20 protein-coding genes and 1 pseudogene are annotated in these 23,533 nt (G+C 55.1%); 15 read left to right on the forward strand and 6 right to left on the reverse strand.

Annotation, left to right across the window (positions count from 1 at the left end; genetic code table 11):
• The first annotated feature begins 296 nt into the window (after positions 1 to 296).
• The 8 genes from P3C52_RS07565 to P3C52_RS07600 all read left to right on the forward strand — a co-directional run bounded on the left by P3C52_RS07565 (position 297) and on the right by P3C52_RS07600 (position 8,052).
• Positions 297 to 1,394: an ATP-grasp domain-containing protein gene (locus tag P3C52_RS07565; protein WP_071882942.1), complete on the forward strand. Its 1,098-nt coding sequence runs from the start codon at positions 297 to 299 to the stop codon at positions 1,392 to 1,394.
• Positions 1,394 to 2,524: a phosphoribosyltransferase domain-containing protein gene (locus P3C52_RS07570; protein ID WP_192415530.1), complete on the forward strand. Its 1,131-nt coding sequence runs from the start codon at positions 1,394 to 1,396 to the stop codon at positions 2,522 to 2,524. Before P3C52_RS07565 ends, P3C52_RS07570 begins: the two co-directional genes overlap by 1 nt.
• The gene (locus P3C52_RS07575) at positions 2,517 to 3,308 is read left to right on the forward strand and encodes a hypothetical protein (protein ID WP_040113365.1); all 792 of its coding nucleotides are present in this window, start codon (positions 2,517 to 2,519) and stop codon (positions 3,306 to 3,308) included. Before P3C52_RS07570 ends, P3C52_RS07575 begins: the two co-directional genes overlap by 8 nt.
• Positions 3,295 to 4,380, forward strand: coding sequence for a cysteine protease StiP family protein (locus tag P3C52_RS07580; protein ID WP_040113364.1), 1,086 nt, complete (start codon positions 3,295 to 3,297; stop codon positions 4,378 to 4,380). The genes P3C52_RS07575 and P3C52_RS07580 overlap by 14 nt, the downstream gene beginning before the upstream one ends.
• A 1-nt stretch (position 4,381) precedes the next feature.
• Positions 4,382 to 5,314 (forward strand): HpcH/HpaI aldolase/citrate lyase family protein, encoded by a 933-nt coding sequence (locus P3C52_RS07585; protein WP_040113363.1) that lies wholly within the window; start codon positions 4,382 to 4,384, stop codon positions 5,312 to 5,314.
• A 30-nt stretch (positions 5,315 to 5,344) separates the two neighbouring features.
• Positions 5,345 to 5,800 carry a hypothetical protein gene (locus P3C52_RS07590; RefSeq protein WP_040113362.1) on the forward strand — a complete coding sequence of 152 codons (456 nt, stop codon included), beginning with the start codon at positions 5,345 to 5,347 and terminating at the stop codon, positions 5,798 to 5,800.
• 166 nt (positions 5,801 to 5,966) lie between these two features.
• Positions 5,967 to 7,520 (forward strand): sensor domain-containing diguanylate cyclase, encoded by a 1,554-nt coding sequence (locus P3C52_RS07595; protein WP_040113431.1) that lies wholly within the window; start codon positions 5,967 to 5,969, stop codon positions 7,518 to 7,520.
• Positions 7,521 to 7,617: 97 nt separating this feature from the next.
• Positions 7,618 to 8,052, forward strand: a complete 435-nt coding sequence (locus P3C52_RS07600; protein WP_192415531.1) for a DUF4174 domain-containing protein — start codon at positions 7,618 to 7,620, stop codon at positions 8,050 to 8,052.
• Positions 8,053 to 8,108: 56 nt separating this feature from the next.
• On the opposite strand, the gene P3C52_RS07605 is transcribed toward P3C52_RS07600, so the two are convergent.
• Positions 8,109 to 10,208 (reverse strand): pyrroloquinoline quinone-dependent dehydrogenase, encoded by a 2,100-nt coding sequence (locus P3C52_RS07605; protein ID WP_040113361.1) that lies wholly within the window; start codon positions 10,206 to 10,208, stop codon positions 8,109 to 8,111.
• 10 nt (positions 10,209 to 10,218) lie between these two features.
• The gene (locus P3C52_RS07610) at positions 10,219 to 10,581 is read right to left on the reverse strand and encodes a hypothetical protein (protein WP_040113360.1); all 363 of its coding nucleotides are present in this window, start codon (positions 10,579 to 10,581) and stop codon (positions 10,219 to 10,221) included.
• A 465-nt stretch (positions 10,582 to 11,046) separates the two neighbouring features.
• On the opposite strand from P3C52_RS07610, the gene P3C52_RS07615 reads away from it, so the two are divergent.
• Positions 11,047 to 11,744, forward strand: a protein-coding gene (locus P3C52_RS07615) for an IS1 family transposase (RefSeq protein WP_223429336.1) whose coding sequence is annotated in 2 segments (ribosomal slippage) — positions 11,047 to 11,296 and positions 11,296 to 11,744 — 699 coding nt in all. Because the reading frame shifts where the segments join, the coding sequence is not laid out codon by codon here.
• Between the two features lie 45 nt (positions 11,745 to 11,789).
• On the opposite strand, the gene relE is transcribed toward P3C52_RS07615, so the two are convergent.
• Together relE and relB are read right to left on the reverse strand one after the other, a co-directional pair.
• A complete protein-coding gene (gene relE, locus P3C52_RS07620; protein ID WP_040113359.1) occupies positions 11,790 to 12,077 on the reverse strand; it encodes a type II toxin-antitoxin system mRNA interferase RelE in 288 nt (95 codons plus the stop codon).
• On the reverse strand, positions 12,077 to 12,316 hold the full coding sequence (gene relB / locus P3C52_RS07625) for a type II toxin-antitoxin system antitoxin RelB (RefSeq protein ID WP_040113358.1): 240 nt from the start codon (positions 12,314 to 12,316) through the stop codon (positions 12,077 to 12,079). Before relB ends, relE begins: the two co-directional genes overlap by 1 nt.
• 24 nt (positions 12,317 to 12,340) lie before the next feature.
• Here relB and P3C52_RS07630 point away from each other — a divergent pair.
• The 6 genes and pseudogenes from P3C52_RS07630 to P3C52_RS07655 form a co-directional block, all read left to right on the forward strand.
• Positions 12,341 to 12,437, forward strand: a pseudogene (locus tag P3C52_RS07630) (hypothetical protein); the annotation flags it as partial.
• Between the two features lie 500 nt (positions 12,438 to 12,937).
• Positions 12,938 to 13,987 (forward strand): tyrosine-type recombinase/integrase, encoded by a 1,050-nt coding sequence (locus P3C52_RS07635; RefSeq protein ID WP_040113357.1) that lies wholly within the window; start codon positions 12,938 to 12,940, stop codon positions 13,985 to 13,987.
• A 49-nt stretch (positions 13,988 to 14,036) separates the two neighbouring features.
• Positions 14,037 to 14,420 carry a lysozyme inhibitor LprI family protein gene (locus P3C52_RS07640; protein WP_275554477.1) on the forward strand — a complete coding sequence of 128 codons (384 nt, stop codon included), beginning with the start codon at positions 14,037 to 14,039 and terminating at the stop codon, positions 14,418 to 14,420.
• A gap of 322 nt (positions 14,421 to 14,742) precedes the next feature.
• Complete coding sequence (locus P3C52_RS07645) at positions 14,743 to 16,839, forward strand: EAL domain-containing protein (RefSeq protein ID WP_192415538.1); 2,097 nt, start codon at positions 14,743 to 14,745, stop codon at positions 16,837 to 16,839.
• A complete protein-coding gene (locus P3C52_RS07650; RefSeq protein ID WP_275554478.1) occupies positions 16,833 to 18,614 on the forward strand; it encodes a sensor domain-containing phosphodiesterase in 1,782 nt (593 codons plus the stop codon). The genes P3C52_RS07645 and P3C52_RS07650 overlap by 7 nt, the downstream gene beginning before the upstream one ends.
• Before the next feature lie 738 nt (positions 18,615 to 19,352).
• A complete protein-coding gene (locus P3C52_RS07655; RefSeq protein ID WP_040113427.1) occupies positions 19,353 to 20,840 on the forward strand; it encodes a PhoPQ-activated protein PqaA family protein in 1,488 nt (495 codons plus the stop codon).
• 183 nt (positions 20,841 to 21,023) lie between these two features.
• Here P3C52_RS07655 and alsS read toward each other — a convergent pair whose 3' ends face one another.
• Positions 21,024 to 22,703, reverse strand: a complete 1,680-nt coding sequence (gene alsS / locus P3C52_RS07660) for an acetolactate synthase AlsS (RefSeq protein ID WP_040113443.1) — start codon at positions 22,701 to 22,703, stop codon at positions 21,024 to 21,026.
• Between the two features lie 14 nt (positions 22,704 to 22,717).
• The gene (gene budA / locus P3C52_RS07665; RefSeq protein WP_040113426.1) at positions 22,718 to 23,500 is read right to left on the reverse strand and encodes an acetolactate decarboxylase; all 783 of its coding nucleotides are present in this window, start codon (positions 23,498 to 23,500) and stop codon (positions 22,718 to 22,720) included.
• Between the last annotated feature and the right edge of the window lie 33 nt (positions 23,501 to 23,533).

The following is a 23,533-nucleotide window of genomic DNA, read 5'->3' on the forward strand; positions in this document are numbered from 1 at the left end:
AATGAGTGGTTTACTGCTGCAGTAAAAATGCCGGGCAATTTAACAGCTCAGCAATCATAACATGAGTTTTATCCCGCGCAACAAAACAATCATCATATGATTGCTTTCTCCGTTAATTGTAATGTTTTATAAAGAATTTACTATTTTTATCAGTCAAGCGCAGGCTGTCATTAATCTGTAAATCAAGCGAGGTTCTTTATTAGTTTATCCAATCATAATATGATTGCCTGAATGTTCAGTCGCAAATCGAATGATGCCAGCACGCCCTGCGCTGCAAAAATAAGGAATACAACACGATGAGTCAGCCGGATGCTATCTGGTTTATGGAAGGGGTTTCTTCCCAAAAAGATATGCTTGCGCTGGTGGCGCAGGCGCGACGTGCGGGCCGGCATGATTTCCTGCTGATTGCCTCTCACCGTTCATCCCGCCCGGAGATCCTGGCGGAAGCTGATATCGCTTATCTGGAACCCGAGGATGACAGTGCCCTGCTGGCTTTTATTCAGTACATCTGCCAGCAACATACGGTGCGTGCCATCCACGCCGGCAAGCGCGGAGCGTTGCTGGAGCAGCAGCGAACGGCTATTGAAGCGCTGGGCGTCAGGCTGGTGACAGGCGCCCGCGAGCGCGCCACATTTACTCTTGCTGACAATAAAACCCGTTTTAGCGCAGAGATGAGTGCGCACGGTCTGCCTGCCGTCCCTTCGATTGAAGTCCGTACGCCGGAGGAGGTGGCGGCTGCAATCTCGCAGATAGAAGCGCAGGGCCATCGCCCCTGCATCAAACCGGTGCATGGCATTTATGGTATGGGGTTCTGGGTGCTGCGGCGCGACGCGCACACCCTGAGCTTTTTTAATCACCCGGACAGCCGCCAGATCCATCCTGATGTGCTTCTGGAGAGCCTGCGCCGGGCGCAGCAGGCCGGTGAGTCGCTGCCGCTGCAGATTGTGATGCCCTGGCTGGCTGGCCCGGAACGCTCGGTGGATATGCTGGTGGAGAATGGCCGTGTCATTGCGGCCGTCGCCAGGCGCAAAGAAGGCTCTGTGCAAGTGTTTGAACAGGATACGCCCGCCTGGCGCCTGGCGGTTGCCTGCGCGGAAACACTGCATGCGGATGGTCTGATTAATGTGCAGACCCGCAACGACGCAGAAGGCCATCCGGTGCTGCTGGAGGCCAACCTGCGTCCTTCTGGCGGAATCGGCTATACCGCCTTCAGCGGTATCAACCTGCCTGGTCTGTTTGCGCTGCGCCAGCTGGAGCTGATTTCTGCAACGGACGCCATTGCACAGCGTGCCGCCTTTATTCCGGCACAGGTTATCCCGACGAATGCCGTTCAGCCGCTCCCACAGTGTGACCCTGTCACGTGGGCTGCCGTTTTATCAGAGGAGTGCCGCTGATGACCGCTGCATTACAGATTTATCAGCGCGAATTACCTGGCGGCACGCTGCGAGTGGAAACTGACAGTGAGACGCCACTGGAAACACTGTTTGATGTTGCCGCACGCCGTAATCCTAAACGGGCGTTTCTTTTTGTCAGCAAGGTCCTGGGCCGCCATATTCCGGTCAGTCCGGCCGTCATGCGCGCCAGTTATGAAACGCTGGCAGCAAAACTCCCGTCTGACCTTGCCGGCCCGGTGCTGTTTATCGGCATGGCTGAAACCGCCGTGGGCCTTGCCGCTGGCGTGTTCCGCGCTGCCAGAGAGCAAATAACTGAACCGGTGTTTCTCACCAGTACCCGACATCCGGTGGAGGGAGAATTGCTGTGTGAGTTTAAAGAGGATCACAGTCACGCCACCGATCATCTTATCTATCTTCCGGCAGATGCCGTGCTGCGCCGTCGTGCGCTGCAGGCGCGTACGCTGATACTGATTGATGATGAAGCCACCACCGGTAATACCTTTCTGAATCTGCTGCAGGCGCTGCGCGAAGCGGGTCTGCAGGCGGTTGCGCGCGTGGTTACCGTTACGCTCACTGACTGGAGCGACGATGCCGTGCGTCACCACTGCCCGTTGCCGGTGGAGTCAGTTTCACTGGTCGCAGGCCGGTGGCACTGGACCCCACGCGCAGAGGCACCGGTGCCGGTAATGCCGGCGGTAAATGTGACGGCACAGGGCGCGGTGGCGCTCTCTGACCGCCAGGACTGGGGACGGCTGGGCATGGCGGAGAGTCACTGCCGCTTTGCAGATGATATTCACTCTGAACCAGGCGAACGCATTCTGGTGCTGGGCTCGGGCGAATTTATCTGGCCCCCCTTTCTGCTGGCAGAGCGCCTGGAGCAGCAGGGTGCGTGCATACGCTTTGGCTCGCTGACGCGATCGCCGATCTCAGAAGGTCTGGCGATTACCTCAACGCTCGCTTTCAGCGATAACTACGGTCTGGGCATTCCAAATTTTGTCTATAACGTGGCACATCAGCAGTTTGACCGCGTCATTGTCTGTGTTGAAACGCCTGTAAACGCTGTTTGTCCGGCTCTGCTGGCAGGATTACAGCAGACGGCCCCCTGCGTTGAGGTGATAAGTTATGAATAAGCCTGTTGTACTGTGCGATCTGGATGACACGCTGTTCCAGACGAAAAGAAAAATGCTGACTGAAACCCTCCAGACCCCGGTTGAAGTGGGCGCATACGACCGCGAACTGCAGCCGCGCAGCTTTATGTCACAGGAGCAGGCGATGCTGGTCTCCTGGCTGCTGCAGAGTGCAGAACTGATCCCGGTGACCGCGCGCGGTACGGAAGAGACGGCGCGCGTGGCGCTGCCTTTTACGTCCTGGAAAGTCATGACGCACGGCGCGGTTATCGCGTCGCCTGACGGCAGCCTTAACCGCGCCTGGCAGGATCGTATTGTCAGCGAGCTGTCAGCGATGCGGTCACAGCTGATTAGCTATCGTCAGCAGCTGAGCGATGCGCTGGATCGCGCCGGCCTTAATGCCTGGTGTCGCATGAACTACGAGTATGACGGCGTTCCGGTCTACTTTGTGATGAAACATCGCGACAGTACGCAGATTGCCGAACTCTATGCGTTTAATGCGCAGATGCAGCAGCAGCTCGATACGCGGAGCTTCTATATTCATGCCAATGGCAACAATATTGCCTGGATCCCCGACTGCATTCAGAAAGGGCATGCGGTGGCATGGCTGCTGCAGCAGCTGCGCGACACACGCGGCCCCTTCCCGGTAATGGGACTGGGCGATAGCCTCAGCGACTTCAGTTTTATGCAGCACTGTGACTGGTTTGGTATGCCAGCCCGCAGCCAGTTCACTGACGCTATCCGTCACCATATTTTTGACAAGGTCGATTCCCATGAGAAACCCTGAATTGCAGCAGCTGCATGGCACCTATCTGCCCTCAGACGTGCAGTTTTTGCTTAATCCGGTTCAGCTTGAGATGACGCCGGTCGATGAGAAAGAGCGCCTGATCCAGTCCGGCCAGAAACACTATTCCGAGATGCTGAGCCAGGAGCCGGCCCCCTCTGCGGCGCATCTGGAGATATTTAATCGCGCACTGGAGATGGGCAGTGCACGACTGGCCCGTGACGTCGTGGCGCTGGCTAAAGGTCTGATAGCTCAGGCTGAAGGACAGCCCGTGATTCTGGTTAGCCTGGTGCGCGCCGGCGTGCCGCCGGGTGTAATGCTGCAGCGTGCGCTGCGCGATATGGGCGTTGTCTCGCATCACTACGGTATCAGTATTATCCGCGATCGCGGCATTGATGAAACTGCGCTGAGCCTGATTGAAGCGAAACACGGCACAGACGGCATTGTTTTTGTGGATGGCTGGACCGGTAAGGGTGCTATCACCGGCCAGCTGATTGAGAGCCTGCGCGATCGGCCCGGCTACCCGGCGCTGCCGCGACTGGCAGTACTGGCCGATCCGGCGGGCTGCGCCTGGCTCGCCGCCTCTGATGACGACTGGCTGATCCCGTTTGGCATTATGGGCGCGCCGGTTTCAGGCATGGTGTCGCGTTCTCTCTGGAGTGCCTCCGGCCTGCATGGCTGTGTATTGTGCGATCACCTGCTGGCGTACGACTGCAGTCGGCGTATGGTTGACACCGTGGATCGGTTCCGGCAATCACTTGATACCGTACAGATTGCTGCGGCGGTGCCTTATGCAACTCACCTTCGCAACCAGCAGGCGATCGGCCAGGCAGTGATCAACCAGCTGGCGGCGCAGTATCATATTCTTAACCGCAACCGTATTAAGCCGGGTATTGCCGAAGCCACGCGCGCGGTGCTGCGCCGCGTGCCCGATCATGTGCTGGTTCGCAGCAAAACCGATCCGGATGTCGCCCTGCTGATGCATCTGGCCGCGCAAAAAGATATTCAGGTAAAAGAGATGGGCGATACGCTGGGGCAGTATCGTGCCGTGACCATTATCAGGAAGGTGTCGTGATATGCGCACGCCACTCTCACCCTGGATGCTGGGTGCCACGCTCTATATGCCGGCTACCCGCAGCGACCTGGCTGACGTGATTCTGCATGGAAAGATCCCCCAGCTGCGTTCGCTGGTGATCTGTCTTGAGGATGCCGTCAGCGAGCGGGAGCTGACGCTGGCGCTGGATAACCTTCATGCTTTGCTGCGCCAGCTTCAGCAGCAAACTCCCACGCACACCCCGCCACTGGTATTTATCCGGCCGCGCGATGAAATCATGGCTGCCGGATTGCTGCACGATAGCGAGTTGTCTGGGATCGACGGGTTTGTTTTGCCGAAGTTTAATCAGGCTAATGTATTATCCTGGTGGCGTTTGCTGGCGCCGACCTCGTTATTGCTGATGCCGACGCTGGAAACGCGCGATGTATTCGACAGCACCGCGATGCAGCAGCTGGCAAGTCTGCTGGAACAGCATCCGTGCCGCGAGCGTATCCTGGCGCTGCGTATAGGCGGCAATGACCTGATGTCAGTTCTCGGACTGCGGCGTTCGCGCCACCTTACGCTCTATGAGGGACCGCTGGGCTACGTGGTGAAAATGCTGGTTGCTACCTTTGCCTCACGCGGGTTTGCGCTAACGGCCCCTGTGTGTGAGCGCATCGAAGATGTGGCGCTGCTGGAGCGTGAACTGGCGCTGGATGTGGCGCACGGACTGGTCGGGAAAACGGCTATCCATCCGGCACAGCTGGAGATTATTCAGCGCGGTCTGATGGCCGACCAGAGCGACTATGAAGATGCGCTACGTATTATCAATTCAGAACAGGCAGTATTTAAATCGCAGGGCGCGATGTGCGAACCTGCCACGCATCGCAACTGGGCTGCTGCCATGCTGGAGCGGTCTGCACACTGCGGTATTGTCAGCGCGTATACCGGCGCGGTTTATGCCCAGCGTCAGTGATCGCTATCTTTACTCTTTTAACGGTGTGCTATGCCTCTGAGCGCAAAACAGTACAGACAGTATCAGCTGGTCGCCTTGCTGAGCACGGGTAAACCCGTCGAAAAGGCGCTCTTACTGCAGCAGATGGCGTGCTCTGAGCCGACGTTTGTGCGCGATTTACGTGAAATCCGCAACAGCTATCAGGCTGAAATCAGGTTTAATAAATCCGCCGGCAACTATCAGATGACCGGCGCCGGATCGCTGACGCCTAAAATCGTTAAAATGATGCGCGAAAGTCTTGCGCTGCATGACAGTGCTGGCGCAGGCCAGAATCTCTCTGCGTCAGTAATCCTTGATAAAGAGGCAAAAAAATCCGTTTCACTCTCTCTGCGGCTCTCGGTATTGCGTAAAATTCAGCTTTACGCTAACCGCCATAATCTTAACCGCAGTCAGGTGATTGAGTGGCTGGTAGAGCAAAATCTGGGGAAAGGAGGGAAAAAGTCATAACGCGCGAAAGTCAGGCATCCTGCTGAGCAGTCCGGTGATGGCCAGCCGGCCAGAGCCAGTTTGAAAGGCAGTAAAAAGCGGACAGCATTGATAACCGCTTCTGAACAGATTGTGGCTGATGTATGATGCCTGCCTGATTTCTGCTGCCTGCTCAGAACACGACTTTATGCGAAAAAACTCACTCTATGCTTCAGGCTCTTCACTGCTAAAAACCTCGCTGGGAAAAAGCATGATGCTTTTCCTGGTATTAATTAGCCTGTTTGTGGTGGCAATTAATGCCTGGTCGCTGTGGAACTCCTGGCAGCAGATCATGAGTGAGAAAAAAGATGATGCGCGTAATCTGTCTGTGTCGCTGGCCAAACATGCAGAAGATTCGTTTTTGCAGGTTGAGATCACGTTAGCCGATGCGGTCAGGCAGTTACGCCAGCGCGGCAACGATTACGCGGCAACCCCGGCGTTTTTGCATCAGCTTAAAGAGCAGCAGAGTAAACTGCCGCAGCTGCATGGCCTGTTTGTTTATGATACTGACGGACACTGGATCGCCTCCTCCGGCAACTTTGTGCCGACCAATGCCAGCAATGCGGATCGCGCCTATTTTTTATGGCACCGCAACCACAACGACACCAATCTCCTGATTAGCCGCGTCATACGCAGTCGCTCGACCGGCGATCTGGTGATTCCGGTATCCGTACGTCTGAACGACAGTCAGGGTAACTTTGCCGGCGTGGCGCTGGCCACGGTGCGCGTGGACTATTTCCGGCAGTATTACAGCTATTACGCACTGGGTGACAAAGATACGCTGGGACTTATTCTTGCAGATGCATCGGCCCTCTATATTCGTCCTTTTCCGGACACTTATATTGGCAGGATGCTCTCTGCCAGTCCGCTGTTTAAAACCGAACTCAAATCTGCGTCCAGCGGCAACGCCATCTGGCAATCCTCGCTGGATGGTATCGTGCGCGTTTATGGATACGCGCGTCTGGAGCGTTACCCGCTGATTGTTACTGCCGGGTATGATATTGCCACTATCCGTAAAGCGTGGCTTACCGGGAATCTGATCAATCTGCTGCTTAACCTGACGCTTCTGCTTGCCATTGCCGGTATGGGGCTGCTGGTACTTCGCCAGGTCGGAACCAATGTCAGAAACCAGATTGAGCTGACCTTTGTGCGGGATGAGCTGACCAGCATTAACCATACGCTGCAGTCGCTGGCGCTGGTCGATGGTCTGACCGGACTGGCAAACCGGAGACAGTTTGACGCGCTGTTAGAGATGGCGTTGATGAAATCGCACAAAGCCGGCGATCCGGTGGCGCTTATCATGATTGATATCGACTATTTTAAACACTTCAACGATACCTACGGGCATGTTGCCGGCGATGAGTGTCTTCAGGATGTGGCGCAGGTGCTGAAAAGCTGTGTGCATTATCACGGGGACGTCGTGGCTCGCTACGGCGGAGAGGAGTTTGCGATCATTTTGCCTAACACCGACTTTTCAGAGGCGCGCATCGTCGCGGATCAGGCGGTTAAAGCGGTCCGGGAGCGGGGCATCGCTCATGAAAGCAGCGAGCTGCCAGAGGGTGTGATCACGATAAGCGCCGGTTACTATGCGCTGGTGTCGCAGGGTGACGTCAGTGAAGCAGACACGCTCAAGCAGCAGGCTGACCGCGCGCTTTATCAGGCCAAACGCAGCGGGCGCAATCGCGTCAGCGAACCGGCTTAATGTGACTGCGTAGTCTGGATGTAAAGAAGGGTCAGAACAGAGCCCGCTGAGTTGTGACGACCTATCCTTAACAGGTAGTGAACTGAGGAGGCGGGATATGAGAACGGCACGATGCAGTTTTGCGGTAGCAGGCACGCTACTGGCGCTTTCAATGAGCAGTCTGGCGCAGGCGGATAATGCTGACCTGTTCCGGACGCTGTCGCCGGCAAGCACCTCGCTTGACAGTTATCGCTGGAAACAGCGACCGGTTGTGATTTTTGCGCCCTCTGCACAGGATGCAGACTACGTCCGGCAGCTTACGCTGCTGCAACAGCATCAGCAGGCACTGAGTGAGCGCGATATGGTCGTATTAAGTGATACCCGCCCTGCGGATAACGGTGTACTGCGTAAAGCGCTTAATCCCGCGGGATTTGAAATTGTGCTGGTGGGTAAAGATGGGGGCATGAAGCTGCGGCAGACCACGCCAGTCAGTGCAGATGCCCTGCTTTCGCTGGTAGACAGCATGCCTATGCGTCAGGCGGGCCAGAAATAGAATAATAAAAAGCAGGGCGCTCAGGCCCCGCTCTGTTTACTGCTGCTAATAGAGGATCACTCTTCCGGCAGCGCGTAGACCACGACCTGATCGCCGACCTGATCTTTCAGAATCGTGTTACCACCAGCTACAAAGGCGACATACTGGCGTCCTTTGTACTCATAGACCGACGGGTTAGCAACGGCTGGCGCTTCAACCTGATCGGCCCACAGCTCTTTACCTGTGTCCACGGAGTAGGCGCGCACTTTGGCATCCATTGAGGCACCGATAAAGACCACGCCGCCTGCGGTTACAGCAGGGCCGCCAATAGTCGGTGAGCCCCAGCTTTCCGGCATAAAGAAGCCATACTGCTGCGAAGCTCCAACCGGACGACGCCACTTCACATCACCGGTATGCATATCGATCGCCACGATTTCGCCAAACGGCGGCTGCCAGCACGGCATGCCCAGCCAGTTGTTTGCGACCATCAGACGCAGGCCGTACGGAGCGCCTTCCTGTGGTGCAAAACCGCTTTCATTGCCCGAGCCGTTATCCGCTTTCTCATAATCTTCACGGCTGTAGAGCTTTATATACTGCACAATGTGCGAGGTGTTAACGATAGCGATCTGCTTTTGCGGATCGAACGCCACGCCGCCCCACTGTACGCCGCCGGCGCTGTCAGGATAGGTCAGCACACCTTCGCCTTTGGTTGTCGGCGGCGAATACATGCCATCGTAGCTCAGCTTGTCCCACAGGCGGGAACACTGACCTGCCCCTACAATGTCAGCCAGTTTCCAGATAGCCGGCTTTTTCGACTGATCCAGCAGCGGAGCGGGTTTGGTCGGGAAAGGCTGCGTAGGCGCCAGCTTTTCACCCTGTACTGAACCATCGCCCTGCGGCACCGGACGCTCTTCGATTGGCCAGACATCTTCGCCGGTCAGGCGATTGACCACAAACAGGAAGCCCTGCTTGGTTGCCTGAACCAGCGCCGGGATCTGCTTACCATTTACGGTAATGTCCATCAGCGTCGGCGCAGAGTTAATATCGTAATCCCACACGTCGTGATGCACCCACTGGCGCGACCAGACTACTTTACCGGTTTTGATATCCAGCGCGGTCGTTGAGGTGCCCAGTGGAATAGACTCCGTACGGTTGCCGCCCCAGTAGTTAGGCGATGGAGATGAAACAGGCAGATAGACCAGACCGTTGGCCTCATCGGCTGACATATGGGTCCAGACGTTGGCGGTACCGGTGCGAGCGCGAACGCTCTCCGGAATCGCTTCAAAGGTCCACTCCAGCTTGCCGGTCTGCGCGTTTACGGTAAATACCGTGCCCGGAGGCGCTTCTGCATACGCCCAGTCTTTACCGGCCCAGCCAATCATTAAATGGTCGCCCACAACCGTTGGCGGCTGCAGAATGGAGAGCGGATACTTCGCGTTAACGGTATTCCACTGATTAATGTCCAGCACGCCTTTATTGGCAAAATTTTCACACGGTTTGCCGGAGTCGGCATCCAGCGCCCAAAGCTTAGCGTCAACGGTGCCCATATAGACAATCTTCTGACACGCTTCGCCTGCTACCGGATTTTTAGCCTGCCAGTATGACACGCCGCGGTTTTTCAGGACCGGCTGCGTCAGCGCTTTACGCGGTGATTTGGTGTCGTAATGCCACTTCTCTTTACCGGTACCCGGATCGAGCGCAATTAGCCGGTCGAACGGCGTGCCAACGTAAATAGTTTCATTGGCAAAAATTGGCGTAGCGGACCAGACCGTGGCAGGCGTATCCCCTTTTCCGTCTGAGACATCACCGGTATGGAACTCCCAGATTTTCTTCAGTTTGCTGACGTTTTCAGTGGTGATCTGCTTCAGCGGGCTATATTTCTGTGCGTTCAGCTGACCGTGAAAGCTGTCCCAGGTTGCGCCTGCCGGCACCAGCGGTGTAGCCGGGTTAGCAGCGGATTCCACTTTTTTTCCATCGAGCTTGCCGGTGGACGCATCGTCAGTGGTTTTGGTGGTTCCCGCATCCTGCTGATCGGCAGCATCCACGTCCAGTTTCTGCCGCGCGCCCATTGACGCTTCGGTGGCTTTATCTTCGGCGTGCAGTGAGAATGAGCTCACCAGCAGCGCAAGTGCCGTCATACTGACTTTTATCAGCGGCGAATAGTTAGTGTTTTGCACAGGTGGCTCCTCAGACTCTGACGCGTTGGGCATGGCGCCCTGTTTGTTTACTCAGTGCGATAAGCCCAACCAGGCCAACCACCATCGCTGCAGTAATAATGTATTGATGCAGTAGCGCAGCGGAGAAGCCGATACCAAACAGCACCACCAGCGTTACAACGATCCAGAGCACGCGCGTGCCGCCGGTACTGCCGCGCAACAGCAGAGTCAGCAGCGCCAGTACTACGCTGGCAATAGCCACACCGAGTGCACCGATGGTACCGGTTACGCCGGTCAGCGGCGTCAGCCAGGCCCAGAGCGCCACGCCAAAGCCAATAACGGCTGCTATAAGCAGCAATATACTGCCCAGCCGTGAAGATTGAGAATGCAACATAGCAGGAGATCCCCTGTTGAAAGACGTCATGTAAACCCACAGGCAGTGCGCAACGTTAAGCACAATAGCCTGCAAAAAAGATAGCGCCGCCGCCGGGTTAAGAGCCAGCAACCGGTTATCTAACGCAGTGAGTATAGATGAAGGAGCGCAATGTGCTCAGGTAAACAGGATAGGAATTAACGCCAGCATTTTGCTTAATTAACACAGCATGCCCGACGCAGGAGCGGTGATATAGTTAAGAACATGCTGCACGCCATCCATTGCGCCACCTCAGGCCAGCAGTAAAATACAGAAAATGTGTCCTTTAATCGTAGTGCAATCACATTTCTTATATTCTTTTTTATTTAATAATATTAAATCCCGGCATATAATATGCTGTTACCCATAATGCAGCGTCGGGCGAAAAATGGGGTGATGCTGCCAACTTACTGATTTAGTGTATGATGGTGTTTTTGAGGTGCTCCCGTGGCTTCTGTTTCTATCAGCTGTCCCTCCTGTTCAGCTACTGACGGGGTGGTGCGTAACGGCAAAAGCACTGCCGGACATCAGCGCTATCTCTGCTCTCACTGCCGTAAAACATGGCAACTGCAGTTCACTTACACCGCTTCTCAACCCGGTACGCACCAGAAAATCATTGATATGGCCATGAATGGTGTTGGATGCCGGGCAACCGCCCGCATTATGGGCGTTGGCCTCAACACGATTTTACGTCACTTAAAAAACTCAGGCCGCAGTCGGTAACCTCGCGCATACAGCCGGGCAGTGATGTGATTGTCTGCGCTGAAATGGACGAACAGTGGGGCTACGTCGGTGCTAAATCACGTCAGCGCTGGCTGTTTTACGCGTATGACAGGATACGGAGGACGGTTGTGGCGCACGTCTTCGGTGAACGCACTCTGGCCACACTGGAGCGTCTTCTGAGCCTGCTGTCGGCCTTTGAGGTCGTGGTATGGATGACGGATGGCTGGCCGCTGTATGAATCCCGCCTGAAGGGAAAGCTGCACGTAATCAGCAAGCGTTACACTCAGCGAATTGAGCGGCATAACCTGAATCTGAGACAACATCTGGCAAGGCTGGGACGGAAGTCACTGTCGTTCTCAAAATCGGTGGAGCTGCATGACAAGGTCATCGGGCATTATCTGAACATAAAACACTATCAGTAAGTTGGAGTCATTACCCGGTGCGAAACAGAGATTTCATGCTTTGATTCAGAGAATGCGTTTGACCGCCTCGCTATATACTTCCGAGCGTTCTCTTTTCCCAACAGAAATCACGAAGACGACAACTTTCTCGTCTATAACCTGGTATACAAGGCGATAGCCTGAAGACCGGAGCTTAATCTTGTAACAGTCAGGCATACCACGGAGCTTGTTCGCTTCAATCCGGGGTGACTCAAGTACTTCAGCCAACTTCTTTTTCAACTGTTCACGTACCGTCGAGCCCAGCTTTCGCCATTCCTTTAGTGCCCGCTCGTCAAAATCCAGTAAATACGCCATCAGAGCTCATCCAGCGTCACGCGTACTGGCTTAGGATTGCGAAGACGCTCTTTCACTATCTCCACGAGTTCAGCGTCTTCATCACTAAGAAGTGTCTGTTTAAACGGCAAACGTTCATTTTCAGCGATATATTCAAGCATGAGACGAAGCGCTTCAGAGGGAGTAACACCCATTTTTTCAAGCGCGGCGTAAGAACGCGCTTTAAGTTCATCGTCAATACGCAGGTTTATGCTACCCATGTCTTACACCTCTTGTAATTACAAATGTCGTTACAATTATCGCACTACAACATGCTTAGGGCAAGTCACGATGGACTTCAGAAAAATAGTCGTAAGAACGCTGATCACAATCCGCTTTGTGTCAGAAGCGGACATTGTCAGTTCAACTGGTGTGAAGAGAGGGCTCTTCGAATATCTAAAATAACCTTAGTAAAAACAGTAACTGTCTCTTTGATCATGAAAAATTCCCCAGAAAATCGCCAGGGGACATTTTAGAATGGTTTAAAGGGGACATTACAGCTTAGCGTTAACATCGACAGGATAAATATAGCGTATAACCGTCACGCTTTTTGATTGGGTTTCCTGATGCATGATCCCGGACAAATTAAATCTTCATATCGGTACAACAGAGAGGTAACCGGACTGTTCTTATAAATTCATATAATACCCATTATATGAGGTTAGGATATTTACGTCATTCACGGTAAGATGAGTGTCATGCAGGAAACCTGACAACGCGAAGTCGTCGGGCGAATGTGTGTAAAATTCAGGCGTCGCTACGTCGATTCTGTACATTCATGTGGGGTAATCCCCTGCAGAAATCACGTAGCGTTGCCGTTAATGTGAGCAGAAAGAGTGTTTATGAGTGAAATAATCCCGGTTGCAGACCTCGTGGTCGCGGCTGATGACGATATAACGCAGCGACTCAAAGAGTTTGTCAGCGATAAGGATGCTTTTTCTGACAATACATGGCGGCAGCTGCTGAGCGTGATGCGCAGCTGTCGCCGCTGGGCAAGTGAGCATGGCCGCTCATTTTTACCGATGTCCCCTGCCTGCCTGCGGGATTATTTGCTCTGGCTGCAGGCCAGCGGCAGAGCTTCTTCCACCGTTGCCACGCACGCCGCGCTTATCTCTATGTTACACCGTAACGCCGGCCTGATGCCGCCTAACAGCGCTCCGCAGGTGTTTCGTGCCATTAAAAAGATCAATCGCACTGCGGTGATCCAGGGTGAACGCGCAGGTCAGGCGGTGCCGTTTCGCATCACAGATCTGCTGACGCTGGACCGACTCTGGTCAGGATCAGAGCGTCTTCAGCAGGTACGCGATCTGGCGTTTTTGCATGTTGCTTATGCCACGCTGCTGCGTATCAGTGAAGTAGGCCGGTTGCGCGTCAGAGATATCACGCGCGCGGCTGACGGACGCATTATCCTCGACGTGGGCTGGACCAAAACCATTGTGATGACCGGCGGTCTGATTAAAGCGCTGGGGGATCTCTCCTCAGAACGGCTCACGACGTGGCTGCAACTCTCCGGCCTGATTAATGAGCCTGATGCTTATCTTTTTGGCCCGGTTCATCGTACTAACCGCGCCGCAGTCGCGACCATGAAGCCGCTCTCAACCCGGGCGCTGGAAGATATCTTTGTTCGCGCCTGGCAACAGGCGGGGCCAGGCAAAGACGCTGCCACCAATAAAAATCGCTATCGTGGCTGGAGTGGCCACAGCACCCGTGTCGGCGCCGCTATTGATATGGCTGCGAAAAAATACAGTACTGCACAGATCATGCAGGAAGGAACATGGAAAAAGCCGGAAACGGTTATGCGCTATATTCGTCACATCGATGCGCACGACGGCGCAATGGTTAATTTTATGGATAATCACTTTTCACGACAAGATTTCCAGCGCCATGACTGACTACACTCGCAGAGCTACTATCAGCACAACGTAAAATGGAGAAGACGTGATGAAAAAGTTCATACTGGGTGCGCTGTTAATACTGCCTGTCGCGAGCACCATGGCAGCGGACTGCAGCAAGGCTGAAACGCAGATGGAAATGAATGAATGTGCAGCGGGTGCTTACAACGTCGCGGATAAGGCACTGAATAGCAGCTATCGGCAGGGGCTGAAGTGGATGAGCGGTGAGCAGAAAACGCTGCTTCAGACTGCGCAACGGCGCTGGATAGCCTGGCGCGATGCCGACTGCGAGTTTATGACGTCCGCCACGCGTGGCGGATCGATTCATCCTATGCTGATATCGCAGTGCCTGCAGAATAAAACAGAGCAGCGGACCAAAGAACTGCAGTCGCTGCTTAACTGCGAAGAGGGCGACCTCAGCTGTCCGCGCTAAGAAATAGTTACTTACGCTTGCAAACTTATTCCGCCTGAAGTTCTGGTCTGACATGCCGATAATGTAGCACCAGGAGAGTGGTATCAGACACTCTCCTGCCTGCTACTATCGGCAGCATTCTGACAAAAATCGCTTATCTGAGTTAATTAAATCAGGCAGGTGTGCAGGACCTTTCTTCCGGCGGCAGGCTCTCTGTCTGACTGAACGTGTCCCCACACTGCTGTGTCAAGCTGGTCACAGCATTCACTACAGGGGACCGACATTGCAACTCACATCAGACGCCGAAGCGGCGCGTCTCGAGGCGCTGGCACAGTATCAGCTGATGAATACCCCGCCTTCAGAGGCGCTGGATCGCCTTACCATGCTGGCAGCGCGGCTCTTTCGCGTGCCCGTGGCGTTTATCTCACTGATTGACAGTGACCGGCAGTTTTTTAAATCGCGTCACGGTCTGACTATCTGCGAAACCTCGCGTAGCGTCGCGTTTTGCCGTTTCACCCTTGAACAGGATGATGTGCTCTGCGTGCCGGACACCCGTCTGGATGCGCGTTTCAGCCAGAATCCGCTGGTACTGGGATACCCCCATATCCGCTTCTATGCCGGCATACCGCTCACTACCCCAAATGGTCACCGCATTGGCACCGTCTGCCTGATTGATACACAGCCGCGCGCCGTGCTGAACGCAACCGATCGCCGGCATCTGGCCGCTATTGCGTCACTGGTTATGGACCAGATGGAGGTGCATCGTCTGGAGCTGCTGCGTCACAGCAGTCAGCAGCGGCTGGAGGCGATCTCTTCAACTTCTTCCGACGCCATTATCTGCACGGATATCCGGCAGGGCGTCATATTCTGGAATCCGGCCGCGACCCGCCTGTTTGGCTATAGCGCGCAGGAGATGCTGGGTGAATATGTTGCCGACCTGGTTTCCGAGCGCTCGCAGACGGCCTACCGCCAAGAGCTGGCGCGCATGATGGCCGATCGGTCAGCCATCTCACAGCCGCGCCGGGTGCAAATCTGGGCCCGGCGACGCAATGGCCAGGCGTTCCCGGCAGAAGTCTCTTTTTCCGGCTGGCAGGAAGATCAGGAACGCCTGGTCGGCATGATTATTCGCGATGTTACCGATCGTCACGAGAGTGAAGCACGGCTGTGCGAACTCGCCTCCCTGGATATGCTCACGCGGCTGGCCAGCCGCAGTGCATTTATGGATCAGCTGGAGCAACTGACGCTGGCGGACGTTCCCTTCACGCTGCTGATGGCCGATCTGGATGGATTTAAAGAGGTCAACGATATGCTGGGGCACGCGGCTGGCGATGCGCTGCTGTGCCATGTTGCCGGACAAATCCGTACGGTCTGCACGCAGGCAATTATGGCAGCCCGGCTTGGCGGAGATGAGTTCGTGATCCTGCTTCCCGGAGATAGCCAGGCTGCGCAGCAGACCGCTCAACAGCTGGTGGAAGCGGTGCAAAGACCTTTCAGCTATCAGGACACGCCGGTGGTGGTGGGTGCCAGCCTGGGTATCGCCTCCTGGCCACAGCATGGTCGCGATGCCCCGGCAATGATGTATGCCGCCGATCTTGCTCTCTACCAGGCGAAAGCAGCCGGTAAAGGCTGCAGCGTGCAGTTTTTGCCTGCATTCCTTGAGGCTGAGCAGCAGCGACGTTGCTTTGAGCGCGAGCTGGAGGTGGCGGTGCGGCAGCATCAGTTTGTGCTTTTTTACCAGCCACAGTTTGATGCGGTCAGCCACGCGCTGACCGGCTGCGAAGCGCTGCTGCGCTGGCGGCATCCGACGCGCGGTTTGCTGCTGCCTGAGGCGTTTATTGGCATGCTGATGAAAAGCTCGCTCTCCATCACGCTGGGCGAATGGGTGCTGCGCAGTGCGCTGCAGCAGGTCATCCTGTGGCGACAGCGGCAACCGGGCCTGCGCGTCAGCATCAATCTGTTTCCCCGCCAGCTGGATGATATCCGGCTGGATAAACTGCTGCGGGAGCTTACCGACAGCGACGCCAGTTTTGTTGACCTGGAGGTGGATGAGTCAATGCTGACGACGCTGGTTCAGGAATTGCCGGCACGCTTAACCGCGATCAGGCAAACCGGCGCCAGCTTTATTATTGATCATTATGGCCGCGCGCTGGGCGCCATCAGTTTGCTGCAGCATGAATTTGTAACCGGACTAAAGCTGGATAAGTCGCTGACGGCACAGCTGACAGAGAGTGGTCGGGTTCGCATGATGTTCCGCGCGCTTGCAGCGCTGGGAAAAAGCCTGCAGCTGAAGGTGCTGGCTGAGGGCGTGGAGAACAGCGCGCAGCGTATACAGGTGAACCAGGCAGAATGCGATACGATTCAGGGGCATGCGCTGGGTGAACCGCTGAGTCCGGACGCCTTTCAGCGGCTGCTGCCCGGTAGCGCGGAGGCGTCATGCTGATCGATTCTGCTGATGAAGAGAGCCACTATCACTGTGTCCTGCAGGCGCTGCGCGAGCCAGACGAGTGTCGTGACAACGTACTGGGTAAATTTGCCCGGCTGGCCAGCCAGGTACTGAAGATCCCCGGATGTTTTGTTTCAGTGCTGGATGAGCGCGATCAGTATATCCGCGCGGCACGCAATTTTACGCTGAAACAGACCACGCGCGAAGAGTCGCTCTGCCGCTACGTGGTTGATGACGACAGCCCGATGGTCATACCGGATACCTGGCTTGATGCCCGGTTTGTTACGCATCGCTTTGTAACCGGTTCGCCGTGGATCCGCTTTTACGCCGGCGTGCCACTGAAAAATCGCGAAGGTGTTATCTTTGGTACCCTCTGTGTGACTGATACTGAGCCGCATCCTTTCGGCGCGGAGCAGCTGGAACACTGCGGCTGCTGGCGAACCGGTGATCCCTTTCTTGAGGCGTGGCACGCAGCCGGCTTCACCGATCCGGTCACAGGTCTGCCAAACCGGCAGCGGCTGATCCGCGATCTGCAGCATCTTGCCACGTCTGGCGATGCTGCCCCCCGGCGTCTGGTGTTGATTGAGTGTGTCGATATGCCGCGCGCCTGGGAGCTGGCGCGTTCAATGGGAATCGGACCAGTGGAAAGCCTGCTGAAAGATGTCGCCACGCTGCTGCCGCTGCGTCTGCGCCCGTCGCTGGGCGAACTGCTTTATACGGTAGCAACCGGACGTTTTGCGCTGCTCACCCGCACCAGCAGCCGCCTGAGCGCAGAGTGGATTGCCGGGCGAATGGAAGGAATAAGTGCTGATCTGGGAGAAGGCCTTTCTGTCGCGCTGACCACGCATACCGGTCAGGCAGATTTCACCGCCGGCTGCTTTACCGGCAGTGAGATTCTGCGCCGTGCGGTCAGCGCGCTGCATGAGGCTATCGGGCGTAATCTGCCTTCTGTGGCATACAGCGCGTCGACTGAAGTGCAGCACAGCCGCGACTATACGCTGATGCATGAGTTCGCGGCCGCGCTGCGCAGCGAAGGCGGGCTCTATCTGGTTTATCAGCCAAAAATTTGCCTGCAAACCGGTGCACCGATTGGTCTGGAGGCGCTGATCCGCTGGCGTCATCCGGTACATGGCGAGCTCTCCCCGGTGGCATTTGTCCCCCTGGCAGAGCAGACTGAGCTGCTGCAGGCGATGACCACGTGGGTCATCGACCGGACGATTACGCGCATGGCACGGCTGCGCAATCACTGTACGCAGCTGCCCGTTACGGTTAACGTCAGCCTCAACGATTTTGCGCGTGAGGAGTTTGCCGCCGTGCTGGAGGAGCAGATGCAGCGGCACCGGTTGCCTACCTCGCTGCTGGGCATTGAGTGTCTGGAAACCGAACGTATTATTGAAAGCCCGATGGCAATGGCCGGCCTGTTGCGGCTGAAACAGCGTGGCTTTGGTATTTCGCTGGATGATTTTGGCACCGGCTACAGTAACATCAGCTATCTGCGGCGTATGCCGCTGGATGTCATTAAGCTTGATCGCTCTCTGATCAGCGATCTCTCTTCAGATATGGCATCGCGTATCATCGCCCGCAGCATTATCAGCATGCTGAAGGAGCTGGACTATGTGGTACTGGCTGAAGGGGTCGAGAATGCGGAAACGGTGGATACTCTGATGGAGTATGGCTGCGATCAGGCGCAGGGGTACTTTTACGCCCGGCCCATGGCCGATACAGAGCTGGATGCGTGGCTGTTGTGGAAGCTGCGTGAACAGTGTCGCTGAGCGAGCCGCGCATGATTGAAGAGTAAGCGAAAACTCGCGTTAAGGGGTTTTAGCAATGCGATGACAAAATGCCACGCATCAAAAAAGGGATCTCAGAGAGATCCTTTTTTGGTACCTATATCGCCTGTTTCATTGACAGCAACTTGTCATAATCCGGGAAAATACTCGGTATATCTTCACGATTGATCTCCGGATAAGTTGCTGTCAGATTTCCTAGATGATTTGGCGGGTTCAATACAACAACTTTCATAAGATGAACAACAGGTTCGATAGCTATATGTTGTGTATTGCCTGGACTAAAACGCCTGCGCCACTTTTCTGTTCCCGTCTCTTCCCGAATAACTTCAAGCTGACCGTGTTATCGATGTGATTAGCAACCATAGGGAAAAAATCCTTTTTAATTAAATTCGCTTTCTTATTCTGTTAAGAAACGGATCTAAAGCCCGCAGATTCAGGAAGGGCATGCTTACCCGTGTGCTGTCAGCTATGAAAACATAAAGGTGAGTGATTCAACGATCGGATAGATAAGATTTGCGACGGATGTGAGCTCACTGGCAGCGCCTGCGCCTGCAACTGGTGTGACGGGTGCGAGCCGGAAAAAGGTGGATTCGCTCTTCGTAGCAAACTGGCGTTTTTTCGGGACAAAGCTGTAAGTCAATCTGCAGCAATAAGCCTTAATATCATGATGCTCAGTAACCTGCGCTAATCAGTTTATTTATCTTTGAACGGAGATTCATGATGAAAATAACAGCATTATATCTTGCGATGCTATTTATCTCGCCTGTCTGTCTGGCGTTATCTGCCGGAGAATATAAGAACAACACCCGTCTGACGCACCTTATTTCTGATTACAGAGTATCACTTGCATCACTTCCACTTGATTATTCTCTTGTGGAAAAAAAACAGTTGCCTGGCGTTATGCTTCACAGGTATAGCCTGAATTCACAGGTGTGGTCTCCGCAAGGTGTCGTTTCCCCGGAACGCTGGCAGAATGGAGTGGATATCTATATTCCTGACGCTGCCAGAGAAAAAACCGCCCTTGTTGTTGTCAATAATGGCAGCAACGATGATGGCTCAGGCACTCCTGTCGCGCCTGCGGATTTCAGTGAGCACACCCTCTCGCGCATTGCGACTGCAACAAAAACCATTGTAGTATCAGTAAGTAATGTTCCTAATCAGGGACTGAGTTATCAGGGAGTCACAGACCCTTTGGGTGAAGATAACAGTGTGGCCTATTCCTGGAAACTGTTTATCAAAGACACTCAGACATATCAGAACGCATCCCTTCATATTCCTATGGCAGCCTCGGTGTCACAGGCCTTCAGGCTGGCAAAGAAAGAACTGGGGCAGCAAAATATAGCTAAATTTATTGTCACCGGAGCCTCCAAGCGCGGCTGGACCGCGTGGCTGACAGCGCTGTCTGACCCGGACGTCGATGCCATCGTTCCGTTTGCCATGGACCTGCTGAATACTAAAAAGTCGCTTGAACACATATATCGGTCATATGGAAAAAACTGGCCGGTAGCTTTTTATCCGTATTATAAATCGGGCATTGATCAGCTGTTGGGTACGGATGAATTTGCAAGCCTGATGACGCTGGAAGATCCCCTCACTTATCTGAATACTGATATAGGTGAGCGTCTGAAAATTGACAAATATATTATTAATGCCAGCGGTGATGATTTCTACGCCCCGGACAACAGTCATTTTTATTATGATAGGTTACCTGGCGTCAGGTCTTTACGGATTGTTCCTGACACCACGCACAGTGGCATTCTGTCCGTTACGGAGCAGTCGCTGATTACGTTTGTTAACCGTTTTCAGGAAAAGAAAAAGCTCCCTGACATTACGGAAAAAACAGAGAGTCGCGGTGACGGAAAAAAATATCTGACGGTCAGTTTTTCAGAAAAGCCGGCAAGCGTTTTGCAGTGGACAGCCAGAAACCCGTTAGCAAGAGACTTTCGATATGCCTGCGGCGTTAAATACAGCTCGGTACCCGTCAGTCTGAAAGGTGACGGGGAGAGACTCAGCTTTCAGCTGACAACCTCCGACAGCGGATGGCAGGCTACTTATATTGAAGCCACCTTCAGTGACGGGTATATAGCCACAACGCAGGTATATGTTACGCCCGATGATAAATACCCGGAAACAGCGCCTCCGTCTACAGGGGCAGCGTGTCAAATTCTCCCGGGTCGGGGACTGACTCCCGAATCTGCCAGACAGTGATGCACAGCCCTGCTCCCTGTATTGAAACCCGGCGGCCAGGCTGCCGGGTCCGGATGATGTAGCCTTCTGCCGTGATGGCAATCTGGCCACATCATCGGAGTCAGCATCGGGCAGATACGCCCCGCTACTGCCCTGAGCGGCGCCTGTCACGGATGCCACTCTGGCGTTCATCATATTGCGTGATTACAGCAGCTGGCTGAGGTGCAGCTGACCCATCAGCAGCGGGTTATCGCTGTAGTCGACCGGAATGGCGACCACCGCCGGACCATTAACGTCCATTGCCCGGCGCAGTACCGTTTCAAGCTCTGCTGCGCTGTTAACAGAGAAGCCGGCTGCGCCAAATGCTTCGGCATAAGCTTTGAAATCTACCGGGCCAAAGTTCACCCCGGAGACGCGCTGATATTTTTTCTCCTCCTGAATGGCTACCATGTTGTAGGCATTATCCACCCAGATGATATGCAGAATATTGGCGTTGAGCCGCACCGCCGTCTCCAGCTCCATACTGGATTGCAGAAAGCCGCCATCGCCGGAGACCGATACCACTTTGCGGGAGGGGTCAACCAGCCAGGCCCCAATCGCCCACGGCAGCGCAACGCCCATGGTCTGCTGCCCGTTAGAGATCATGATTTGCCGCGCGCGGAAGCTGTAGAGATAGCGGGCGATCCAGATATGAAAGCTGCCCATATCGACCGTCAGGCTGACGTCGCTATTGATAATGTCCTGCATCGCACGCACGATCCGCAGCGGATGCAGCGCAAACTGATCGAGGCTCGCACCCTGCAGCGTCAGCAGCTGCCGCTGCTGCTGTCGGTCATCAAGAATGGCCGCGGCCGCAGCGCTGAGCTGCAGCGGCGCCTCAATGCGTGCCGCAATATTACGCACGGTTTGCGCGATGTCTCCCACCAGCTCAGCATCGGGCAGATAGCGGTTATCGGTCTGGGCGGGCAGCACATCGATATGCACCAGGATTGCGTTGCCGCGGTTCCACATCGCCGGCTCATACTCCACCGGGCTGTAGCCGATAGTGATGATCAGGTCAGCCTGCTGCAGCAAACGATCGCCCGCTTGGTTATTAAACAGACCGATACGGCCGGCAAAGCGCGGGAAATGTTCCTGCCGTACCGCGCCCGCCGCCTGATAAGTACTGGTCACCGGAATATGACTTCTGCTCAGCAGCTCATGGATGGCCGCACTGTTCTCCGGCTGGCTCGCCATCAGTCCCAGCAGGATCACCGGGTTTTTTGCGTGCGCTATTTCACGGCTGACCGTCTCCACCAGCGTATCTGGCGCGGCGCCCAGCGTGACGCGTGCCTTATGCTGCAGCAGGCTGCCGGTCACCGGCTGATCGACGATATCCTGCGGCAGACTGAGGAATGCGCCGCCGCCGCGCCCGTTTTCCGCGTGACGGAAGGCGTTAGACACACATTCTGCCAGCGCGGAAGCGTCGGTGACTTCGACGGCAAACTTAGTGACCGGCCGAAACATCGACACCGTATCCATGCTCTGGTGAACCTGTTTTGCGCTGTCCGATCGTTTCACCGCGCCGCCAATCGCTACCACCGGATCGCCCTCGCTGGTGGCGGTCGCCATGCCGGTGACCAGGTTGGAACAGCCTGGCCCGGAAGTGACCAGTGCGACGCCTGCGTTACCGGTGAGCCGCCCAACCGCTGCCGCCATAAAAGCGGCATTCGCCTCATGACGCACCGGGATCAGTTCAATGCGCGAATCCACCAGCGAATCGAATACTTTATCGATTTTCGCACCGGGAATGCCAAACACATGCTTTACGCCCTGGGTTTCCAGCTGCGCCACCACCAGATCTGCCCCGCTACGCCAGCTCGTTTGGGTTTTATGTTCTTTCATCATTACCTCGGTTATTAACTCTCAACGGAGCGGATAGCTTCATCCAGGTTGTCAGGGTTCAGGTTGGCCTGCAGGAAGTCGCGATCCTGCGGTAAGTCGATCACCAGCTTGCTGATTGCACCAAAGGTCAGCGTGCCCTGCGCCAGTACATAATCGAGAATGTGGCCGCCGCCCTGCCGGTCATCGGTAATAAAATGTTCGTGATAGCCCGCGACATTGATGCCCTGCATATATTGCGGCGTGCGGAAACCAATCAGTTCGCCTGTGCGCTGACGAAAATCAAAGGTGGGCTGATTGCCCAGGACGTCAGGCATGGACCGATAGGGACGGCACTGGCAGGGCACGGTGCGCGTCTGCACCGAGACAAAGTCACCGCTGATACGCAGCGCGCAGAAGTGGTTATCAGAAGTAATCACGCTGTCGATAACGCGGTGTACCTCTTCACGGCTGCTCTTTTCGCTGAAATGGTGCTGATGTTCCGGGGTAAAAAAAGTCATGACGGCAAAGGGAGATTGCTGCTCCGGACGGGCGGGACGGGCACTGCCGTCAGCCCGCAGCTGCCAGACCTGACGATCAAACGCGACCAGCTCGCCATCAAGCTGATTAAAGGTGCCGAGACCAAAATCGCCCTTCTCCAGCAGCCGGGAAACGGTCGTCTTACCGTCATAGACGCCGTGCAGCAGTGCGCTCATCAGCGAGGTCTGATAGATAACTTTTTCTGCTGATTGCCCTGCCAGCTGATTAACGGTTGTCTTTAGCTGTTCTTCGCATGAACAACCCGATACAAAATCATACATTTACTGCCTCGCAAACTGATAGTTAAGCCGTGT

This window comes from Mixta sp. Marseille-Q2659 (assembly GCF_940807255.1).
GTDB lineage: Bacteria > Pseudomonadota > Gammaproteobacteria > Enterobacterales > Enterobacteriaceae > Mixta.

Excerpts from the sequence above, each read along its gene's own strand:
- P3C52_RS07565 (WP_071882942.1), top strand. The coding sequence starts at position 297 with ATGAGTCAGCCGGATGCTATCTGGTTTATGGAAGGGGTTTCTTCCCAA.
- P3C52_RS07570 (WP_192415530.1), top strand. The coding sequence starts at position 1,394 with ATGACCGCTGCATTACAGATTTATCAGCGCGAATTACCTGGCGGCACG.
- P3C52_RS07575 (WP_040113365.1), top strand. The coding sequence starts at position 2,517 with ATGAATAAGCCTGTTGTACTGTGCGATCTGGATGACACGCTGTTCCAG.
- P3C52_RS07580 (WP_040113364.1), top strand. The coding sequence starts at position 3,295 with ATGAGAAACCCTGAATTGCAGCAGCTGCATGGCACCTATCTGCCCTCA.
- P3C52_RS07585 (WP_040113363.1), top strand. The coding sequence starts at position 4,382 with ATGCGCACGCCACTCTCACCCTGGATGCTGGGTGCCACGCTCTATATG.
- P3C52_RS07590 (WP_040113362.1), top strand. The coding sequence starts at position 5,345 with ATGCCTCTGAGCGCAAAACAGTACAGACAGTATCAGCTGGTCGCCTTG.
- P3C52_RS07595 (WP_040113431.1), top strand. The coding sequence starts at position 5,967 with ATGCGAAAAAACTCACTCTATGCTTCAGGCTCTTCACTGCTAAAAACC.
- P3C52_RS07600 (WP_192415531.1), top strand. The coding sequence starts at position 7,618 with ATGAGAACGGCACGATGCAGTTTTGCGGTAGCAGGCACGCTACTGGCG.
- P3C52_RS07610 (WP_040113360.1), bottom strand. The coding sequence starts at position 10,581 with ATGTTGCATTCTCAATCTTCACGGCTGGGCAGTATATTGCTGCTTATA.
- relE (WP_040113359.1), bottom strand. The coding sequence starts at position 12,077 with ATGGCGTATTTACTGGATTTTGACGAGCGGGCACTAAAGGAATGGCGA.
- relB (WP_040113358.1), bottom strand. The coding sequence starts at position 12,316 with ATGGGTAGCATAAACCTGCGTATTGACGATGAACTTAAAGCGCGTTCT.
- P3C52_RS07635 (WP_040113357.1), top strand. The coding sequence starts at position 12,938 with ATGAGTGAAATAATCCCGGTTGCAGACCTCGTGGTCGCGGCTGATGAC.
- P3C52_RS07640 (WP_275554477.1), top strand. The coding sequence starts at position 14,037 with ATGAAAAAGTTCATACTGGGTGCGCTGTTAATACTGCCTGTCGCGAGC.
- P3C52_RS07645 (WP_192415538.1), top strand. The coding sequence starts at position 14,743 with ATGAATACCCCGCCTTCAGAGGCGCTGGATCGCCTTACCATGCTGGCA.
- P3C52_RS07650 (WP_275554478.1), top strand. The coding sequence starts at position 16,833 with ATGCTGATCGATTCTGCTGATGAAGAGAGCCACTATCACTGTGTCCTG.
- P3C52_RS07655 (WP_040113427.1), top strand. The coding sequence starts at position 19,353 with ATGAAAATAACAGCATTATATCTTGCGATGCTATTTATCTCGCCTGTC.
- alsS (WP_040113443.1), bottom strand. The coding sequence starts at position 22,703 with ATGAAAGAACATAAAACCCAAACGAGCTGGCGTAGCGGGGCAGATCTG.
- budA (WP_040113426.1), bottom strand. The coding sequence starts at position 23,500 with ATGTATGATTTTGTATCGGGTTGTTCATGCGAAGAACAGCTAAAGACA.